General features: G+C 35.7%; 18 protein-coding genes and 1 other RNA gene. 13 read left to right on the top strand and 6 right to left on the bottom strand.

Annotated elements, in window-relative coordinates:
- Positions 1 to 74: 74 nt before the first annotated feature.
- Both ACFO3O_RS13410 and rimK read left to right on the top strand, forming a co-directional pair.
- Positions 75 to 1,601: a bifunctional GNAT family N-acetyltransferase/carbon-nitrogen hydrolase family protein gene (locus ACFO3O_RS13410; protein ID WP_379979637.1), complete on the top strand. Its 1,527-nt coding sequence runs from the start codon at positions 75 to 77 to the stop codon at positions 1,599 to 1,601.
- Between the two features lie 63 nt (positions 1,602 to 1,664).
- The gene (gene rimK / locus ACFO3O_RS13405; RefSeq protein ID WP_379979635.1) at positions 1,665 to 3,038 is read left to right on the top strand and encodes a 30S ribosomal protein S6--L-glutamate ligase; all 1,374 of its coding nucleotides are present in this window, start codon (positions 1,665 to 1,667) and stop codon (positions 3,036 to 3,038) included.
- A 287-nt stretch (positions 3,039 to 3,325) separates the two neighbouring features.
- Here the strand turns inward: rimK and ACFO3O_RS13400 are convergent, their stop codons facing one another.
- The 4 genes from ACFO3O_RS13400 to ACFO3O_RS13385 form a co-directional block, all read right to left on the bottom strand.
- Entirely contained in the window at positions 3,326 to 3,709 is a 384-nt protein-coding gene (locus ACFO3O_RS13400; protein ID WP_379979633.1) for a hypothetical protein, read from the bottom strand.
- A gap of 22 nt (positions 3,710 to 3,731) precedes the next feature.
- On the bottom strand, positions 3,732 to 4,001 hold the full coding sequence (locus ACFO3O_RS13395; RefSeq protein WP_379979631.1) for an LbetaH domain-containing protein: 270 nt from the start codon (positions 3,999 to 4,001) through the stop codon (positions 3,732 to 3,734).
- A gap of 153 nt (positions 4,002 to 4,154) precedes the next feature.
- Entirely contained in the window at positions 4,155 to 4,703 is a 549-nt protein-coding gene (locus ACFO3O_RS13390) for a mechanosensitive ion channel domain-containing protein (protein WP_379979629.1), read from the bottom strand.
- A gap of 237 nt (positions 4,704 to 4,940) precedes the next feature.
- Positions 4,941 to 6,050, bottom strand: a complete 1,110-nt coding sequence (locus ACFO3O_RS13385; protein ID WP_379979627.1) for a LytR/AlgR family response regulator transcription factor — start codon at positions 6,048 to 6,050, stop codon at positions 4,941 to 4,943.
- 183 nt (positions 6,051 to 6,233) lie between these two features.
- Between ACFO3O_RS13385 and ACFO3O_RS13380 the strand changes: the two genes are divergently transcribed.
- The 9 genes from ACFO3O_RS13380 (at position 6,234) to ACFO3O_RS13340 (ending at position 12,970) form a co-directional block, all read left to right on the top strand.
- Positions 6,234 to 6,653: an OB-fold protein gene (locus tag ACFO3O_RS13380; RefSeq protein ID WP_379979625.1), complete on the top strand. Its 420-nt coding sequence runs from the start codon at positions 6,234 to 6,236 to the stop codon at positions 6,651 to 6,653.
- A 6-nt stretch (positions 6,654 to 6,659) separates the two neighbouring features.
- Positions 6,660 to 7,208 carry a YceI family protein gene (locus ACFO3O_RS13375; RefSeq protein WP_379979623.1) on the top strand — a complete coding sequence of 183 codons (549 nt, stop codon included), beginning with the start codon at positions 6,660 to 6,662 and terminating at the stop codon, positions 7,206 to 7,208.
- Positions 7,198 to 8,079 (top strand): DUF5777 family beta-barrel protein, encoded by an 882-nt coding sequence (locus ACFO3O_RS13370; protein WP_379979621.1) that lies wholly within the window; start codon positions 7,198 to 7,200, stop codon positions 8,077 to 8,079. The genes ACFO3O_RS13375 and ACFO3O_RS13370 overlap by 11 nt, the downstream gene beginning before the upstream one ends.
- Before the next feature lie 707 nt (positions 8,080 to 8,786).
- Entirely contained in the window at positions 8,787 to 9,050 is a 264-nt protein-coding gene (locus tag ACFO3O_RS13365; protein ID WP_379979619.1) for a hypothetical protein, read from the top strand.
- Positions 9,051 to 9,175: 125 nt separating this feature from the next.
- Positions 9,176 to 10,363 carry a hypothetical protein gene (locus ACFO3O_RS13360; protein WP_379979617.1) on the top strand — a complete coding sequence of 396 codons (1,188 nt, stop codon included), beginning with the start codon at positions 9,176 to 9,178 and terminating at the stop codon, positions 10,361 to 10,363.
- 301 nt (positions 10,364 to 10,664) lie between these two features.
- Positions 10,665 to 11,111, top strand: coding sequence for a hypothetical protein (locus ACFO3O_RS13355; RefSeq protein WP_379979615.1), 447 nt, complete (start codon positions 10,665 to 10,667; stop codon positions 11,109 to 11,111).
- Between the two features lie 22 nt (positions 11,112 to 11,133).
- On the top strand, positions 11,134 to 11,673 hold the full coding sequence (locus ACFO3O_RS13350) for a YceI family protein (protein ID WP_379979613.1): 540 nt from the start codon (positions 11,134 to 11,136) through the stop codon (positions 11,671 to 11,673).
- Positions 11,674 to 11,679: 6 nt separating this feature from the next.
- Positions 11,680 to 12,078 carry an OB-fold protein gene (locus ACFO3O_RS13345; RefSeq protein WP_379979611.1) on the top strand — a complete coding sequence of 133 codons (399 nt, stop codon included), beginning with the start codon at positions 11,680 to 11,682 and terminating at the stop codon, positions 12,076 to 12,078.
- A gap of 16 nt (positions 12,079 to 12,094) precedes the next feature.
- Positions 12,095 to 12,970: a DUF5777 family beta-barrel protein gene (locus ACFO3O_RS13340; RefSeq protein WP_379979609.1), complete on the top strand. Its 876-nt coding sequence runs from the start codon at positions 12,095 to 12,097 to the stop codon at positions 12,968 to 12,970.
- Positions 12,971 to 13,489: 519 nt separating this feature from the next.
- On the opposite strand, the gene ACFO3O_RS13335 is transcribed toward ACFO3O_RS13340, so the two are convergent.
- Positions 13,490 to 13,708, bottom strand: coding sequence for a hypothetical protein (locus ACFO3O_RS13335; protein WP_379979607.1), 219 nt, complete (start codon positions 13,706 to 13,708; stop codon positions 13,490 to 13,492).
- Positions 13,709 to 14,025: 317 nt separating this feature from the next.
- Here ACFO3O_RS13335 and ACFO3O_RS13330 point away from each other — a divergent pair, with 317 nt between their 5' ends.
- Positions 14,026 to 15,732: a tetratricopeptide repeat protein gene (locus tag ACFO3O_RS13330; protein WP_379979605.1), complete on the top strand. Its 1,707-nt coding sequence runs from the start codon at positions 14,026 to 14,028 to the stop codon at positions 15,730 to 15,732.
- 682 nt (positions 15,733 to 16,414) lie between these two features.
- On the opposite strand, the gene ssrA is transcribed toward ACFO3O_RS13330, so the two are convergent.
- Positions 16,415 to 16,814: a transfer-messenger RNA gene (gene ssrA, locus ACFO3O_RS13325) on the bottom strand.
- A 331-nt stretch (positions 16,815 to 17,145) separates the two neighbouring features.
- Here ssrA and ACFO3O_RS13320 point away from each other — a divergent pair.
- Positions 17,146 to 18,372, top strand: a complete 1,227-nt coding sequence (locus tag ACFO3O_RS13320) for an NAD(P)-dependent oxidoreductase (protein ID WP_379979603.1) — start codon at positions 17,146 to 17,148, stop codon at positions 18,370 to 18,372.
- The last annotated feature ends 12 nt before the right edge of the window (positions 18,373 to 18,384 follow it).

Here is an 18,384-nt window from a genome sequence, read left to right as displayed (position 1 = left end):
AATACAATAGTAGGAAGGATTGGTGCTGTGTATAATAGATTAAAAAAATGCTGAAGCCATCTTCAGAAAAAGATATGAAAACAAAAGATATAGAAAATATCGAATTAAAATTTCTTGATTTAGATGATTATCAAGAGCTTAAAATGACTATGATTTCTGCATATACCAATATGCCAGATTCCTATTGGAAGGAACACCACATAAAATCTCTTATTGAGAAATTTCCAGAAGGGCAAGTCGTGATAAAAATCAACGGACAGCTTGCAGGTTGCGCTTTGTCCATTATTGTGAATTATGACGATTTTGAAGAAGATCACACCTATGTAGACATTACAGGCAACTATTCATTTAATACCCACACCTACGAGGGGGATGTTTTATACGGTGTTGATGTGTTTATTAAACCTGAATTCAGAGGATTACGTTTGGGGAGAAGACTTTATGATTACAGAAAAGAAGTTGCAGAAAATTTAAACTTAAAAGGCATTGCCTTTGGTGGGAGAATGCCTAACTACAGCAAATATGCAGCAGATATTTCACCCAAAGAGTATATAGAAAAAGTAAAACGCAAGGAGATTAATGATCCCGTATTAAACTTTCAAATTTCTAATGATTTTCACCCTACTAAAGTGATGAAAGGGTATTTAGAAGGTGATGCGGCTTCTGGCGAGTATGCCATCCTCATGGAGTGGGACAATATTTACTACAAAAAACCTTCAAAAAAAGCAGCTACCAAAAAAAGTATTGTCCGTTTAGGATTGATACAATGGCAGATGCGTCCTTATAAAGATTTAGATGAGTTGCTAAATCAAGCGGAATACTTTATAGATGCAGTGGCAGGATACCGCTCTGATTTCGCTTTGTTTCCAGAGTTTTTTAATGCCCCTCTTATGGCAGAGGTCAATCATTTAAAAACACCAGATGCCATTAGAGAACTTGCAAAACACACCGCAGCAATTGTACAGAAGTTTTCAGAGTTTTCAATTACTTACAACATCAACATTATTTCTGGGAGTATGCCAGAAATGAAAGACGGTCGTTTATACAATGTAGGCTATTTATGCCGTCGTGATGGAACCATAGAACGTTATGAAAAATTACATGTAACCCCAGATGAAGCAAAAGTATGGGGCATGCAAGGCGGAAGCCAAATTAAAGCCTTTGATACTGACTGCGGGAAAATAGGAGTGCTTATTTGCTATGATTCTGAGTTTCCAGAGTTGAGTAGATTATTGGCAGACGAAGGCATGGATATTTTGTTTGTACCCTTCCTAACAGATACGCAAAATGGATATTCACGGGTGCGCCATTGCTCACAAGCAAGAGCGATAGAAAACGAATGCTACGTTGCTATTGCGGGAAGCGTTGGAAACTTGCCTAATGTAGAAAATATGGATATCCAGTTTGCACAATCTATGGTGTTTACACCCTGCGACTTTTCATTCCCAACCAATGGAATCAAAGCAGAAGCGACTCCAAACACAGAGATGATCCTCATCGCAGATGTTGATATCGATTTGTTGAGAGAATTGAATCAATTTGGGGCCGTAAAAAACCTTAGAGATCGACGAAAGGACTTGTTTGAACTAAAAAAGAAATAATAGTAAATACACCAATAAATAATCTATTAGGTGTTTATTTGTGAGTTAAAATATAAATTGATATTGGAAAATTTAAAAATAATAGGAAGCGAAGAGTGGTGTGCATTTGAAACCTTTGGCATACCCGCGATAAAAGCGCGTGTAGACTCTGGTGCTAAAACCTCATCGATACAGGCAAATGGTATTAAAACGTTCTTTAAAGAAAATGAAGAATGGGTAAGCTTTGATGTAAACCCTTTGCAGGTAAACAGAAGCATCAGCGTTAGTTGTGAAGCAAAAGTTCACGCTAAGCGATCTGTAAAAAGCTCGATGGGGATTTCTGAGGAGCGTATCGTGATTAAAGCTCCTATTACCTTTGGTGAGGATACGTTTGAGATCGAATTAACATTGGCAAACCGTGACTCTATGGAGTTTAGAATGCTGTTGGGGCGTGAGGCCTTACATAATCGCTATTTGGTAAACCCTTCTTCGACCTATTTGTTTTCTAACATTCAAGAAGATGAGGTAGAAGGGATGTACACCACGTTTCATACGGAGAAATCAGGGTTAAAAATTGCCTTATTAGCTAGTAATCCAGACTTGTTTAGTAACAAACGTTTGATGGAAGCAGGGCGTATTCGCGGGCATGAGATGGTATTTCTTAATGTAGAGCAAGCCTATATGAAGTTTGATGCAAGAGAACCCCAGATACGCTATAGAGGTGGAAATGTGATTGCTGAGTTTGATGCGATCATTCCTCGTATCAAACCCTCTGTAACCTTTTATGCCTGTGCGTTGATTCGTCAGTTTGATGCCATGGGAACCTATTGTCTTAACTCCGCCGATGCGATTACACAATCAAGAGATAAATTGCAAGCAACCCAATTATTTGCAAAAAATGACATTCATATTCCTATTACGGGCTTCGCCAATTCGCCATTAGACACCAAAGACCTTATAAAAATGGTGAATGGAGCGCCACTTATTGTAAAGTTACTAGAAAGTACCCAAGGGAAAGGTGTTGTCTTGGCAGAGACCTCAAAAGCAGCAGAGAGTGTGATTAACGCTTTTAAAAGCGTTAAAACCAATATTTTGGTGCAGGAGTTCATAAAAGAAGCAAACGGGCAGGATATCCGTTGTTTTGTGGTCAATGGAAAAGTAGTCGCATCTATGCAGCGACAAGCCGCCAAAGGTGAGTTTAGAGCCAATATCCATCAAGGTGGATCTGCTTCAAAAATAAAAGTCACCTTAGAAGAACGTAAACTGGCGGTCAAAGCCGCCAAAATCCTTGGACTTCCCGTCGCTGGTGTAGATATCATCCGATCGAATAAAGGACCTTTATTGCTAGAAGTCAATTCGTCACCAGGATTAGAAGGCATAGAAGCAGCGACTGGACTCGATATCGCAAATATTATGATTGAAGCAATTGAGAAAAAACTAAAGTTTAAGAAGAAATAAGCGCTTGTGTCTAGGAAGTAAATTCCTTTCATACGTCTTGCAAAACAAAACCCAATGAATCATTGATTTCATTGGGTTTTTTATCATCTGATTTTACAGAAATGCTTCGTTTTGATTTTGAAATCTAGCGGGTGTAAGGTGGTATGGTTTTTCGCTTTAAGCGAAAATATATTTGTTCATCATTGAAAGGGGGTAGACTTCTATTTTGAGGAGGAAATATCAGGTGCTATAAGAATGGTATCTTTCAAAGCCGAAAGTAATTAACCTAAAGCTTTCTGAAAATACGTTTATAACCCTCTAATTCCCATATTAAATCCAACTACTGAACAAATAATGGGTATTAAAATGACAATATACCGAAGCAGATCAACTTCGTATATTAATGTAGGTAGGAATGCCGTAAAGAGCGTGCCGATCACCATTCCAATTGTTGCTTTTGCAATTCCGATTAAAAATCTTTTGTTTTTGTTGACACGTCTACTGTGAAAAAATCCAGGAATGACGATTCCAATTAAAGCGAAAAAAAATATAGATAGATATCCAAGAATAAATGACAAATTCATGTCAAACTTAAGTAATTTGTCAGCGAGCATTAAGAGTCCAAATAATCCCAAACTGAACCCCGAAAGGACTTCTAAAATGACAAATATGTAATGGGTCTTTTTATTCATTTTCATACGTTTACTGACTCGTTTATGTCGTTATTCCTTTTCTTTTATTTCCACATGCAGCACATAGTCTAGCTTTTGGAGTTCTGTATGGTTTTCCACAACGTTCACAATCAGGCCCAATTTGCCCGAGTGCGTGGTGCATTATTGCATTTGGTTCTGTTTCTCCAAATCCAGTTAATTCATTGTAATAATCTAATAATTCTTTGAAGCGTTCTTGTCTATCTTTGTTTAAAATTTTAAATCCTTTACTGTATAATTCTGAAGCAATTGCGTATTCTTTATCGTCCAGCATTGGGACTTCTGTTTTACACCTCCAACAATATTTAATTTCCATTTAATATTCCTATTTGCCTTTTTCTGATACGCCACAAATAACTTCTCTTATTAACACTTAACACTTAACACTTAACACTTTCCACTTCCCACTTTACACTTTCATTTCACTTTAAGTATCACTTTCAGTGTACTCATACTTAAAATCTTCTTTGTCTTTAGTGACCTCTTTTTCTTCTAGGATTTCGATGCCTTTTTGCATGATAAGCGATGTAGGGATGGTGACATTTTTACCTTCATCTGTTCGCATAAAAAGGAAAAACCCGCTAATATCTTTGATGATGCCCGTGTAGTCATAATCCTTATCAATGATTCTTATTCTATCACCTATCCGGATAGGGTGATTAAAAAAGAGAATGGCACTAGAGGTCAGGTTAGACAGGATCGACCATTGGGCAAAAAAACCAACACCTAGGACTGCAAGAATGGAAGAAAGTCCCAAAAGAATATCTTTAAAATCAAAGCCCCAAATCACCGCCAACGCCGATCCAGCTAATAAATAAATAAAGAAATAACTCAGGTAATAAATCACCTTTCTTCGGTTGACCTCGATGGCGCGCACAAAACTAAATTTTCGGATAGCTTTCTTTGTTAGAAAAATAATCACAATCACCACTACAATTAAAATGGCAGAATAGATGAGTTGTTGTTTTTGTACCATGGATTTTAGAGTGCTTTTTTACTACATCTAAGATACAATGAAAATTGGGTTTTATTTTTTTAAAACAACAAAAACTAATCCATTAATATAGTTAGATTCTTACATGCATATGTAGACCAAAACAATCTTATTTCCGAAATTCTGAGTTAACCTAACGAATTTGTAACCTTGATAATTCTAAAATCCAGTGGCAAGTGAAGCGAAAGTCGTAAACCTCCTATTTCCATAATAAAAAACCTACAAATCAAGCCACTGTCTAAACAAAGCAGCCTTGTTTTTACCAATGACAATATCCACTTCTGAAACGGGATTCGTTTGAATTTTTAAGGCATTATTTCCAAATTTTGTAATCTTTGAAATCGCCTCAATACTTACAATAATTTGTCTGTTGGCTCTAAAGAAAACCTTGCTGTCTAAAGATGCATAGATTTGATCTAGACTTTCATTTGATGTTGAGCGTCTGCCGTCTTTGCATACCAAATAGGTGATTTTATGCTCTACATAGATGTAGGCAATGTCTTCTATGTTTACAGGTACTAACTCATTACGAACGTAGGTGAGAAGTCGCTGTTTAGAGACCTCCGTAGGTTTTTCTTCGGTGACTGATACAGTGTTTGTTTCATTTTTAAGCTCTAAGAGATTCTTTTGATACTTTTCAAGAGACATATTCAGTTTATTCAGGTTGAGTACACTGTCTTCTATTTTTGTAGATTTAATAGCAATTTGAGCTTCATAATAACTACTTAGCACTCTTGTCGTCATCAATAAAGATAGTAATGACAATAACCCCGTGATGAAAAAAATAGTATACGTTTGACTCTTATAGGCCGTCATAGATGCTTCTAGGTCACTTACATTCAGATGCGCAGCAATAATCATATCAGATTCTGGGATCAGTTCTAAGTGAATGATATTAGATGAGGACAACGCTGTATTTTCTTTTGTAGCGTGTATATACTTGTATAGTTTACTTCCTGTAATAACATTGTCAATAGTAGATGTCAAAGATTCATCCTCATTGATTCGAGTACCTATTAGCGTAGCATCTGGATGGGCTAGAATTTTTCCTGACCAGTCTATTAGAGAATTAAAAACAGTCTGATCATAAGAGTTGACAATGCCTTTCTGGATTCCTGTAATTACTTTTTCTTTATTACCATCATTACTCATAAATTCACCTCCTAACATCCCAAGTTCTTTAGTGTCTTGTTGAGCAGAGCGTATCTGATTGTCAAGGAAATCTATCGTTTGATTTTTAACCACAATAGGGGTGGCAATAAAAGTGATCACTATAAAAAATAGAATAACACTTACAGTAATGTACAGATAGAATCTAAATTTTTTCATTAACTTAATTTTTATTAAAAATAAGATTTTATAGGGCTTTAATAGGATTTATCAGCGTCTCCGATTCCTTTTTAACCCCAGAAATTCCGTTTGAGCAATATATGGCAGTATAAAAAGTGAATAACACATTTGAAATATTATTTTTGTGACTAAGATATAATTATATGGCATAGTTTAAACAGTATGAGTAAAAGCGGAATTTTTAAAATAATACTATTAGGATGCTCAGCACTCTTATTTATATATGCTATATTCAGATATTTAGAAACACCTGAAGATACTCATAATGTCAAAACGCAAGTGAGCCTGAGTTCTAATGAACTTATTTCTTTAATGTCAAACAAGGTAGATAGTAGCTTCTATCAATATGTAGATAAGGCAATAGAAATTGAAAGTGTAATTAAAGAAATAAACAAAAAAGAAGGAGTGTATACCTTATTACTGAGTGGAGACGATAAAGACACGCTTATTATTTGTGAAATGCAAAAAAATCAGAACGTACATATTCAAAAGCTAACTATTGGGGACCCTATTGTCGTAAAAGGAGTATTTAAAGGGTTTCTAAAAGATGCTGTTTTATTAAATTGTATCATTATGCCATAAGTCATTATGAATAAACTACTACTTTTTTTTATTTTCATACAATCCGTTGCTATTTGTCAAAATGGCACCGACAAGCAGATAGCGAGACAAGGGCAAGTCACATTCTTTTCATATACCTCAGCAGAGAATATTGAAGCTGTAAACAATCAGGCATATAGTATTTTAGATACAGAGACCAATGAGATTGCAGTAGATATTCTTATGAAGGCTTTTGTATTTAAAAAGAAACTGATGCGAGAGCATTTTAATGAGAGTTATATAGAATCAGATCTCTATCCAAAGGCCAAGTTTAGGGGAAAAATAGTAGGTTTTGATCCTTCTCAGGAGGGTTCTCAAACACGTATGATAGAAGGGATGTTTACCCTAAAAGACACGACGGTGCCTTTGGCATTTAAGGTTACTATTGAACGAAAGAGTACCTCGTATAAAATCATAGGCGACGCAGAAGTTCTTTTAGAAAATTATGATATTAAAATCCCAAAATTACTTTCGCCTAATATTGCAAAAAACATACAAGTCTCGTTTAATTTTGAATTCAAACCCTATGAGAAATAAGTTCGGTATCGTCGTTTTTATGTGGATGAGTCTGGTGCAATTATCTCAAGCGCAAGACCTTGGAGATCTTCTTGAAAAGGAAGATATGACAACGCAATCAGCATATGTGATGTCTACGTTCAAAGCAACACGTATCTCTATAGGGCACTCTGTAGAAACGCGTAAAAAAGGAGCTCTTGAAATATCTTTTATGAGTAGGTACTGGGATATCCCACAAGAGCGCAGTAATTCCTTTATTGCCGATAGGATGAGTGCAAGATTTGGCGTTGACTATGCGTTTACAGATAGATTTACCGTGGGGATTGGTGGTGCTGCACCTAGCGGTATATTCGATGCTTTTTTTAAATACAGACTTTTTCAACAAGAGACAAATGGCAATGGGAGTCCCTTTGGCGTAACATTCGTACAAATCGGGACCTACAGGAGTAGACAATTTACTGGGGTAGAAGTCAGAAATGATTTTTTTGATAAAACCGCTTTTACTACACAATTGCTCGTGGCTCGCAAGCTAACCGCTAATCTGTCGCTTCAGGTAGCACCTACTTTTATACATCGCAGCTCGACCAGCGATCCTATTGACGATGCTAATCATTTTGCGATTGGCTTTGGAGGTCGCTATAAAGTGACAAATCATGTATCTGTTGTCTCGGAGTACTATTATTTGGCTAATGAACTAGAATCCAGAGATACTTTTGGGGCATTTTCTTTAGGCGCCAATTGGGAGGTAGGAAGTGTCATGCTTCAATTTAAAATGACTAATAACCCTTTCTTTACAGAGGATTCCTTTATCACTCAAACACGTAGTAACTTTAATTTTAGAGATGGGAATTTCTTCTTTGGATTCCAAGGCACCTATTACATTCAGTTATAATAGGCACGATTTGATGGGATGTTTTATACTTTTTGATAACGATACATTTCATTCTTCTTCACTGAGTTTTTAAGGTTTTATATGCTTTCGCGAAAGCGGTGCATGAACCTTTCACATTCTCTTTCCCTTTCTTCTTAAAATAAACGAACCTACATCCCCAATATGGGATCTGTTGTGCCACTTTAATGTGCCCAGAAACACAATCTTCTTAATTAAAAAGTCATCACCTACCATCAAATAAGATTTATACTCCCACGAAAAAGAAGATCAAAACGTATAACGTAAATATGTTTTCATCTGAATCCTGTTTTGATAGTTCTTTCCTAGAAAAAAAGTAGAAATACGTTTTTATAAAGACGTATTTCACACAAGGGGAACTTTTATCTAATAATTTATTGATGGGTGTATGACTGAAATGTCAATTTCCTCTCATTTCTCGATTTCTTCAGGGGCTAAATATTCCTTTTTAGCCTTAAAACATCCCGTTCATGTAGGTTTTTAGGGTGCTAGCGACATGTTTGTCATTCTTTTGTGGTGTACTAAAACAAGAAGGAAAATACCTTTTAAAAGTAATCACCTTCATAAAAATAGATCATTATGAACACTGTAAAAAGAATGCCAATCAAAGAAATCTTGATTTTCCTAGTATGGATAGGAGGTATCATTTTCGCGATTTCTTACGCTTAATCTAATTAATAATTAAAGTTATGGAAACACGTCTAGCACGAATTTTTGTTCAAAATAAATTCTGTACGCATTGTGTCGATCAAGTGAAAACAAAGATGATGGAAGTTCAGAACATAAGTAATGTAATTGTATATCCTCAAGACGCATTGGTTGTATTTAATTTTAAAAGAGCCAACCAAGTATCTGAAGCACTGAATACACTTATTGCTTTAGGATACCCTCCACTAGGAGACACTATGGAAAAAAATAATTGTCAAACTCCCGTATGTGCATGTGCTGCCTAGCACACGTCATATGCAATACTATATGAATACTAAAACTACATGGATGCACAGGAGTTTGCATCTCTGAAAAAAAACAATTTTTGGCAAAAGCCAACAAACAAATTAATCTTTAAAAACAAAACAAAATGAAAAACGTATTTTTTTTACCAATAGCCTTTTTGATGTTATTAAGTTGTAGCGATGATGATTACGGAGGTTCAGATGATGTAACACCCCCACTCGCAGTGAATAATAATGTGAGGATAAACAATAATGCTACTTTTGGGAATGTAATGACCGATGCAGATGGGTTTACCTTGTATTTCTTTGCATTAGATAGCAAGGGAACTTCAAACTGTAATGGTGGTTGTGCAGATGTATGGCCTGCTTTTTTTGCAGATGAACTTACGCTGGATAATACGCTTAATGCAAATGATTTTGGAACGATAACCCGTGAAGACGGATCGCAACAAACCACGTATAGAGGATGGCCTTTGTACACATTTTCTAACGATACTAACGCTGGTGACACTAATGGAGATGGTGCAGGTGATACTTGGTATGTTGGAAAACCTGATTACAGTATTATGATTGCAAAAGCCCAATTAGTAGGAAGAGATGCCTCTGGAAATGAAACGAATCTGACCAGTAATTATACACCAGGAGACGAAGAGACTTTTTATATGACAAGCGGATCTGGGAGAACCATCTACCGCTTTAGTAATGATGAGGCAAATACTAATAATTTTACAGCTTCCGATTTTTCTAATGATGGCGTATGGCCCATTGTAGAGATCAACGTAACCAATGTGCCTAGCATCTTCAATACGGCTGGATTTGGAACTATTGATGTATTTGGGCGTCAGCAAGTCACGTATAAAGGATGGCCACTTTATTACTTTGGTCAAGATCAAGAAAGAGGGGATAACTTTGGAGTTGGCTTCCCAGCAGCAGGCGTATGGCCTATCGTCAATCAAGATACTGAACTTGCACCAGCACCAGAAGAAACAGTGGCAGCAACGTATGATGTCACAAACCAAGGAGCTACAGCCTATATTTTTAATAATGAAAATCTAAATAATGTAGCAAACCCAGATTTTACCTTACAAAGAGGACAGACTTATGAGTTTGTGGTCAATACACCAGGACATCCATTTCTTATAAAATCTGTTCAAGGAACAGGAACAGATAATACCTATGACCAAGGCGTCACTAATAACGGAGCTTCACAGGCAACGATCACCTTTACAGTTCCTGATACCGCCCCAGATACATTGTTTTATAATTGTGAGTTTCACGGTGCTATGACCGGAGTCTTCACAATAATTGATTGAAAAAGAAGAATTAGTTTTTAGTTGATTTGTTAAGGGCCTAGGGTCATGGGGCACCCTAGGTTCTTTTAATCCTCATTATACACGAGAACTCTGTAATGAGGTAACTACGGTCATAAAACGACCTCGAAAACAAGACTACAACTTCTTTTAGAAATCATCAAAGAATAATAAAATGAAATGTTATATGCATTCAGTTGTCCCCCTTAAATCTCATATTAGATCATCTCCATTAGACCACAATGCTTCAATGACAAGAGATTTATTACAACTAAAAAACAACAAATAATTAAAATTCAAAGTCATGAATACACGCTGGAAAAGTAAAAAAACGATAAAAATACTCCTTGGATGTTTTCTCATAGGGATAGTAGCAACTACAACCACAAGTTGCGAAAGCAATGAATTATCCGAACTATTAGAAACCGAAACCATTACAGACGATGGTGACACAGGAGATGGAGATACAGATGGGGGTGATACCGATGGAGATACGACAAACCTTGTTACATATCAAAACACTGCAAAAGCAATTCTTGACAACGCTTGTGTACAGTGTCATAATGCAACCACTGCAAACGGTGGTGTACGATTACACAACTATGCAAATGCTTCTGCTGTCGCAAATAGCGGACGTATGGTTGCTCGTATGACCAATACAGGGAATCCAATGCCTCCTAGCGGCAATTTACCTAATGGGATTATACAAGATATTATCGATTGGATAGACGACGGAACTTTAGAAAACTAAAAAGATAAAAAAAACAAAAACAATGAAAACACTACTCTTACTTATAGGTATACTCTTTTGTACCCAAGGATATGCACAAAAATATTATACAAAAACAGGACAGATTGACTTTGAAGCATCCGTACCTGCTTTTGAACCTGTAAAAGCGAGTCATAAGACCGTAACTGCTTTGCTAGATGCTAACTCAGGAGAGATTGCAATTTTGTCATTAATGAAAGGTTTTCGATTCAGAAATGCGCTTATGGAAGAGCATTTTAATGAAAATTATATGGAAAGTGATACCTATCCCAAAGCTGTTTTTAAAGGAACAGTCATTGACTTTTCAAAAGAAGGCTTGGATAATAACAAATCCTTTACCGTAAAAGGCACGCTCACATTACATGGTAAAACAAAGGATGTAGAAGCAGTGCTAGATGTGAAAATGGTTGCCAATACCTTGGTCCTAAAAACCACCTTTTCGGTAGCACCAGAGGAGTTTGATATTGAAATTCCGGGGGTGGTGAGTGAGAAAATATCGGATAAGATTTTAATTACCGCAGACTTCACGCTTGTAGAAAAATAAAACACCATGAAATCAAAAAAATCACTCATTATTGTATTAGGTGTGGCTGCACTATTAGTTGTTGCGCTTGTGTACAATTATGTATATCAAGACCACAGAGATATCGGATCTGAGGCGCCTGCCTTTACCGTATCTGCTTCAGAACTTTCACAGGCTTTTCAACAGGATGAAACAACCGCCACACAAACCTATTTGAACAAAACTATTCTTGTAAAAGGCACAGTAAGTACGATGGACAAAGAGACGGCCATGATGGAGCCTAGTATTTTTTTCGCTTTAAGCGAAAATCAAAACACATCAGAAATAGCTGGATCACCAACTGTATTTCAAATAAAAGGGCGCTGCATAGGATATGACAGTATTCTGGAAGAAATCAAATTTGATCAAGCGATCATTATCAACTAACTAAAAAATCAAACGTATGAATATTTTTAAACGAGCAGTCTTGCTACTGTTGTTTTTGCCGTGTACATTAATAGCACAAGACAGTTTATTAGACGAATTAGAGAGCGAAACGCCTGTGGCAGACGAAGCTGTAAGTTCTGTTTTTAAAGGGGTGAAGCTAGTCAATTTTGAATCTACAAAACTCATAGGTAAAAATCAGCTCTATTTTGTAATCGCACATCGCTTCGGAAGTTTAAAAGACGGGGTAGATAACTTTTTTGGGTTAGATGATGCTTCGGTACGTATTCAATTTATCTATGCTCCTAATTCATGGCTCAATATAGGCGCTTCGCGATCAGGTTTTAATAAAACCTATGACGTGTCCTTAAAATATCGACTTTTACGCCAAAAAAAGGATGGATTTCCTGTAACTGTGGTAGGCTATAATTTATGGAATGTCAATACAAATTTAGACAAGGATTTATTCCCAGGGCTCACCTTCACAGATCGCCTTGGTTATGCCAATCAATTATTGATCTCTAGAAAATTTAATAATTGGTTATCCTTGGAGTTTGCACCTACCTATTTTCATGACAATGCCGTTTTTGAAGACGGCCAAGACAATGCACAGTTTGTGTTAGGTTTTGGAGGTCGTTTTAAATTTACCAAACGCATGGCATTAATCGCCGATTATGGGTATCACTTAAATAGAGTAGATGGTTCTGTATTTAATAACGCTGCCGCCTTGGGATTAGAAATTGAAACGGGTGGTCACGTATTTCAAATACATGTGTCTAACAGTCAGGCGATGTTTGAAAATGGATTTTTAGGGCAAGCCAGAGGAGATTTTAGTGACGGAAGCGTATTCTTAGGCTTTAATATATCCAGAGCGTTTAGTTTGAAAAAGAAATAAAAAATTGTTAGCTTTTAAAGCTCCAATAATCTAATAAATAGGTTATTGGGGTTTAGCTTTTTATAGTTGGGCGGATTACCTTCGCTGGGTCTTAGTGCTTCGGTTAGAAGGATGTAATCGTATATTCTTTACGTATAGCTATCTTAAAAGGAATAAATTAGTAGTAAGACTGTTGATTTTAGCTTTATGTGCAGTTGTTGAGGTGTTTAACTCAAGAGATGTACTACGAAAAGAGTATGGTTTAGTTTGCTTTCGCGAAAGCGGACGTATCCTCATACTCATCTTCCAAAAATAGCTTACACCTCTTAGTACAGGCTGTTGTGCCAGAAGTGGTAATCAATGTGAAGTTATAGCATACTTAATGTAAGCCTTTGGTATAGTAACATTACATATTAGATCAATGACGTGAATCATAGACTTATCAAGCAAAGAATAAAATAACAAGAGTAATTACAAGGTTACATAAAGATGGGTCTACTTGTGAAAAGTAAACCCAAATAAAAAGTTAATTTTTATTTATTAACATTGCATTCCAACATTTTCAGGGCAGATGTCACCTCCACCTCCACCTCCATTGGGAATACATTCTCCCCAGAGATTACAAGCCATGCCAGATGGACATTCGTATGCAGAGCATCCCTCATCTCCAGGTCTTGTAAAAGTTTCTCCAAAACCTGCGGTAATTTTTTTCAATTCAGCATTGTTTAAACTTCTTCCAATCTTTAATAAATTTTTCATAATTTTTAGTTTTATGATTTAAGTTGTCTTGAGCATTTATAGACATTCAAGGATATGTCTGTCATGCATCGCATAGTGCTTTGTTGTATGACGCTCAAATGTCATTTTTTTTAATGTATGTCACAAGGAAGACTTGTCACGATTCACGGAATTGAATCATAAAAAAACATCACTAATATATTGGTTTTTAGTTATTTGTTTCGCTTTCTTTTTTGAAAATATAAGAGGTCTAAATTGACGTGACTATCCCTGTTTAATACTAGTAATTTGATTATTTTAGAAGTCGAAAATAATACCTCCTAAAATTGAAGACATGTTTGCGTTTACGTAGAAAAACTCATTGTATATTTTGGTTCTTGTTGTGTGTAAGTAACATTACCCACGGGCAAGATGAAGTTTGGAAAATACCAGATACCTTAAAAGGGAAAACATACACGTATCTTTATAATGAATACAAAAAGCATATTTCTGATACAATACATGCAAAACTATATCTCAATACCTTTCTTGCCAAAGCAACTATAGAGGATGATAAAATAAACAAGGCGACAGTATTAAATGAACTTTCTTATTATGCAAATACAAAAAAAGATAAGTTACAGCTTATACGCAGATCATTATTTGAAAGTAACCGTTTAGACTCTTTATTGTCTATTCCTGCTTATAATAATTTGGGGTTATTTTATATGACCCATTATGATTATGAAAATGCGCTTGAACAACATCTTAAAGTTTTAAAACTTGCAAAAAAAGGAAACGATACAATATATGAAGGAATAGCTTTAAATAATATTGCTGAACTTAAAACAGAGATTGGAAATCATGAGGAAGCATTAGTACTCTACAAAAGAGGATTTAATCTTGAAAATAAACAAAATAATATATCTGAAGAAGCTTTTGTAATGTCATCTATAGCATTAGCAGAATCGTATAGGTATAACGAAAAACATGATTCAGCCTCCTATTATTATCATTCGGTAATAGAAGTTGTTGAAAAAGAGTACCCATATGTTTTAAGCATAGCTAAAATTAACGAAGGGATTAATGAATTTTATAAAAATAATTTTAAACAAGCTAAACTATTATTAGAAGAAGGCACACCTCTTATAAACGTAAATTCTTTGTATTATTTGAAGTATTATATTCTCGCCCAATTTTATCTTGGAAAAATAAATGAATCGATAGACAAAGATCTTGCAATATACTATTATCAAAAAACAGACTCTCTACTAACCAAAGTAGATATTGTGATCCCAGAAGTTAGAGAAACGTATGAATATTTAAAGGTTGTATACGAAGAAAACAATAATTACTCAGGACAACTTTATGCCATAAATAAGTTATTGAAATTTGATAGTATTACTTCTGTCAGAAAGATAAATACCTCATACAAATTAAATTCAGAATTTGACACCCCAGAATTACTTAGGAATAAAGAATTGTTAATAGAAAAATTAGAGAGTAAGAATCATATTCTTAATATGAAATTTATTTTTCTATTGATTATAATTAGTATTACGATTGTCGTTATAATAATTCAATTTAGGAGGCATAAAGTATACAAAAAGCGTTTTAAAAATTTATTGTACGAGTTAGATAATAAGTCTGAAGAACCTCTGAAAACAGAGATAGGAAAAACACCTAAAGACTTGAATGTTGATCCAGAAATAGTTACTTCAATTTTAGATAAACTGCGCATATTCGAATCTAAAAAAGGATTCCTAAAAAAAACAATTACAATAACATCGTTAGCCAAGAAGCTATCTACAAATACAAAGTACTTATCTAAAATCATTAATATTTACAAGAAGAAAACATTTATTCAATATATAAATGACTTACGTGTTGGATATATTTTGAGTGAATTAAAGCTAAACCCTAAGTTACTTCAGTATACCATCTTGAGTATTGCTAAAGAAGCTGGATTTAATTCAATAGGTTCATTTACAGCAGCTTTTAAGAAAAAAACAGGTATTACGCCTTCTTATTATATCAAGAGTTTAAAGAATAAACAAAAGGAATAAGTATCGATATACAACCAAATGGATAAGAAATGTAGTTTTTGTATATTGATTTCTGAATACTAAAAATAACGAACCATGAAAAAAAAAGCTTTAAAAAAATTATCATTCAATAAACTACCTATTTCAAGGCTTACATTTTCTAATCATATTATGGGAGGATCTGGTGATGTATTGTGTAGACCTAGCAGAAGTGAACCTCTTAATAATTGTCCGCCACCCCAAACATGTTTACGAACAGTTTGTGATTCTTGTTTGTCAAACCAAGCAAACGGTTGTTAGGATATAAAATAGGGTTTGTCTTTTTAAAACTTGTTAGCAAGATATGAAGACTTACACCGTGGCCCCAATGAATTTTTTTTCCAAAAAAAGGAATTAAAAAGTCCTCCTTTGCTTTGCTAAAAAAAAAGCTACATAGAACTTAAGTTGGATCGACATTCACCGTAGCTCGCCTTACTAAATAAGGTGTTCTTCGTGTTGTATAAAAAAACTCGCCGTCGCTTCAAAAAAACGAAGCTTTGGCGGGCGAAGGTGGAGTCGGGCGGATTACCTTCGGTGGGCCTTGGTCTCCAGTACTGCAAGTATAACTGCCTGTCCTTTCAGTCCAGATGTCTTAAAACAAGAAAACCCAATCAAGTAAACTTGTTGGGTTTTTTATTTTAATCCATAACGCAGTTATGAATGATCGTGGAGTCGGGCGGACTCGAACCGCCGTCCAAACAAGTAACGAAACAGCTTTCTACACGCTTAGTTTCTAATTAGTTTTCGTGCAATCACCGGTCAGAAACTACCAAGGATTACCTTATTCTCAATTAAGTTTCGCGATTGTATCAAGATCCTACAAAAGCTAGGTTTACTTTTACGAAGTCACTATATCGATAGCCGTAAACCAAGGCTCTCGAGTGACTTCCTGCTTGTCTACCTTGTAGACCGAGGCATTATCCTACTATGATTCGGATTATGCAGCTAGGGCGTAGTTATTCTCGCCGTTTAAAAAGTGTGAAATATGAGATTTACGAGCTATATCCCAGCGCTCGACGTGCTTACTATTTGGTTAATCTCGCTGTCAAAACCAAATCGACCCCATTTATGAGATGGTAAATCTCTGATTTACGTAGTTAAATTGGATCCCGCATGTTCTGGGGATAAAATCTTTAACGCTATCTACAATGTACATCATCGAATTGAATCCCGCACTTGTTTCGGGAACCTATCAATATCTCATCTATTTTCAATGAACAAATTTTCAAATCTCAAAAATAAAATTTGAATCTTACTGTTTTTGCTTTCGCGAAAGCGGAAACAAAACAAGTCCGCAAATATAGGACTTAAACCCATATCTTTGTGTTATAATTACGTCAAAAGATGTACCAAAGTACCCACCTGACAAATCAACAGAAATTAAAACAGAAATCAATGAAGTTTGCCATTATAAAAGAACGTAAAAATCCACCAGACCGTAGAGTGGTGTTTTCACCACAAATGCTTGCAGAAGCACGGTCAAAATTCCCAGACGCCTCTTTTGTAGTTGAATCCTCCGATATTCGGATCTTTCCAGATGAAGCCTATCAAAAAGAAGGTTTTGAAGTCACTCAAGATATATCTGATGCCGACGTAATGTTGGGTGTAAAGGAAGTACCTATTGATGCACTCATCCCTAATAAAAAATATTTCTTTTTTAGTCATACCATCAAAAAGCAGCCATATAACAGAAAACTATTGTGCGCCATGCTCGATAAGCACATCGACATGTATGACCATGAGACGATCGTTAAAAAGAATGGTGCGCGATTGATAGGTTTTGGACGCTATGCAGGATTGGTAGGCGCTTACAACGGTTTTCGATTATTAGGTATCCGCGACGGACTTTTTGAGTTGCCTAAAGTGGAGACCTTAAAGGATCTAGACGATGTCAAAAAAGAGTTAGACAAGATCACCCTTCCCAATATAAAAATTACATTGTCGGGCACGGGTAAAGTAGCTAATGGTGCCAAAGAAATTCTAGACCATCTTAAGATTAAGGAGGTGACGGATGAGGCCTACTTATCTCAAGAGTTTGATGAACCTGTCTACTGTCTTATAGACGTAACCGAATACAACAAGCGTACTGATGGAAAACCTATGGATAAATTTGCGTTCTATAAAGACCCTTCAGGTTATGAAAGTGATTTTATGAAATACGCCAAAGTAACAGATTATTTCATTGCTGGCCATTTTTATGGTGATGGCGCTCCGTATTTATTTACGCGAGAAGATGCCAAGCATCCTGATTTTAAAATTAACTTAGTGGCAGATATTTCTTGTGACATAGACGGTCCAGTAGCCAGTACGCTACGTGCTTCTACAATTGCAGACCCTTTTTATGGCTATGATCCTCAAACAGAAACCGAAGTTGAATTTACAGCACCAGGTGCTATAGCAGTCATGGCAGTAGATAATCTTCCCTGTGAATTGCCAAAGGATGCCAGTGAAGGGTTTGGAGAAATGTTTATAAAACATGTGATTCCTTCCTTTTTTAATGGAGATGCTAATGGCATTCTAGAACGTGCGCTGATGACTCATAAAGGACAATTAACGCCTCGTTATGCCTATTTGCAAGACTACGTAGATCAGGATGGTATAGATGGTAGTGAAACTGTTTAAAATACTTGTTTC

Origin of the sequence: Dokdonia ponticola, assembly GCF_042653865.1 — a bacterium.
Classification (GTDB): domain Bacteria; phylum Bacteroidota; class Bacteroidia; order Flavobacteriales; family Flavobacteriaceae; genus Dokdonia; species Dokdonia ponticola.
The sequence above is the reverse complement of the archived record's forward strand: the minus strand, read 5'-3'. Positions and strand labels throughout refer to the sequence as shown.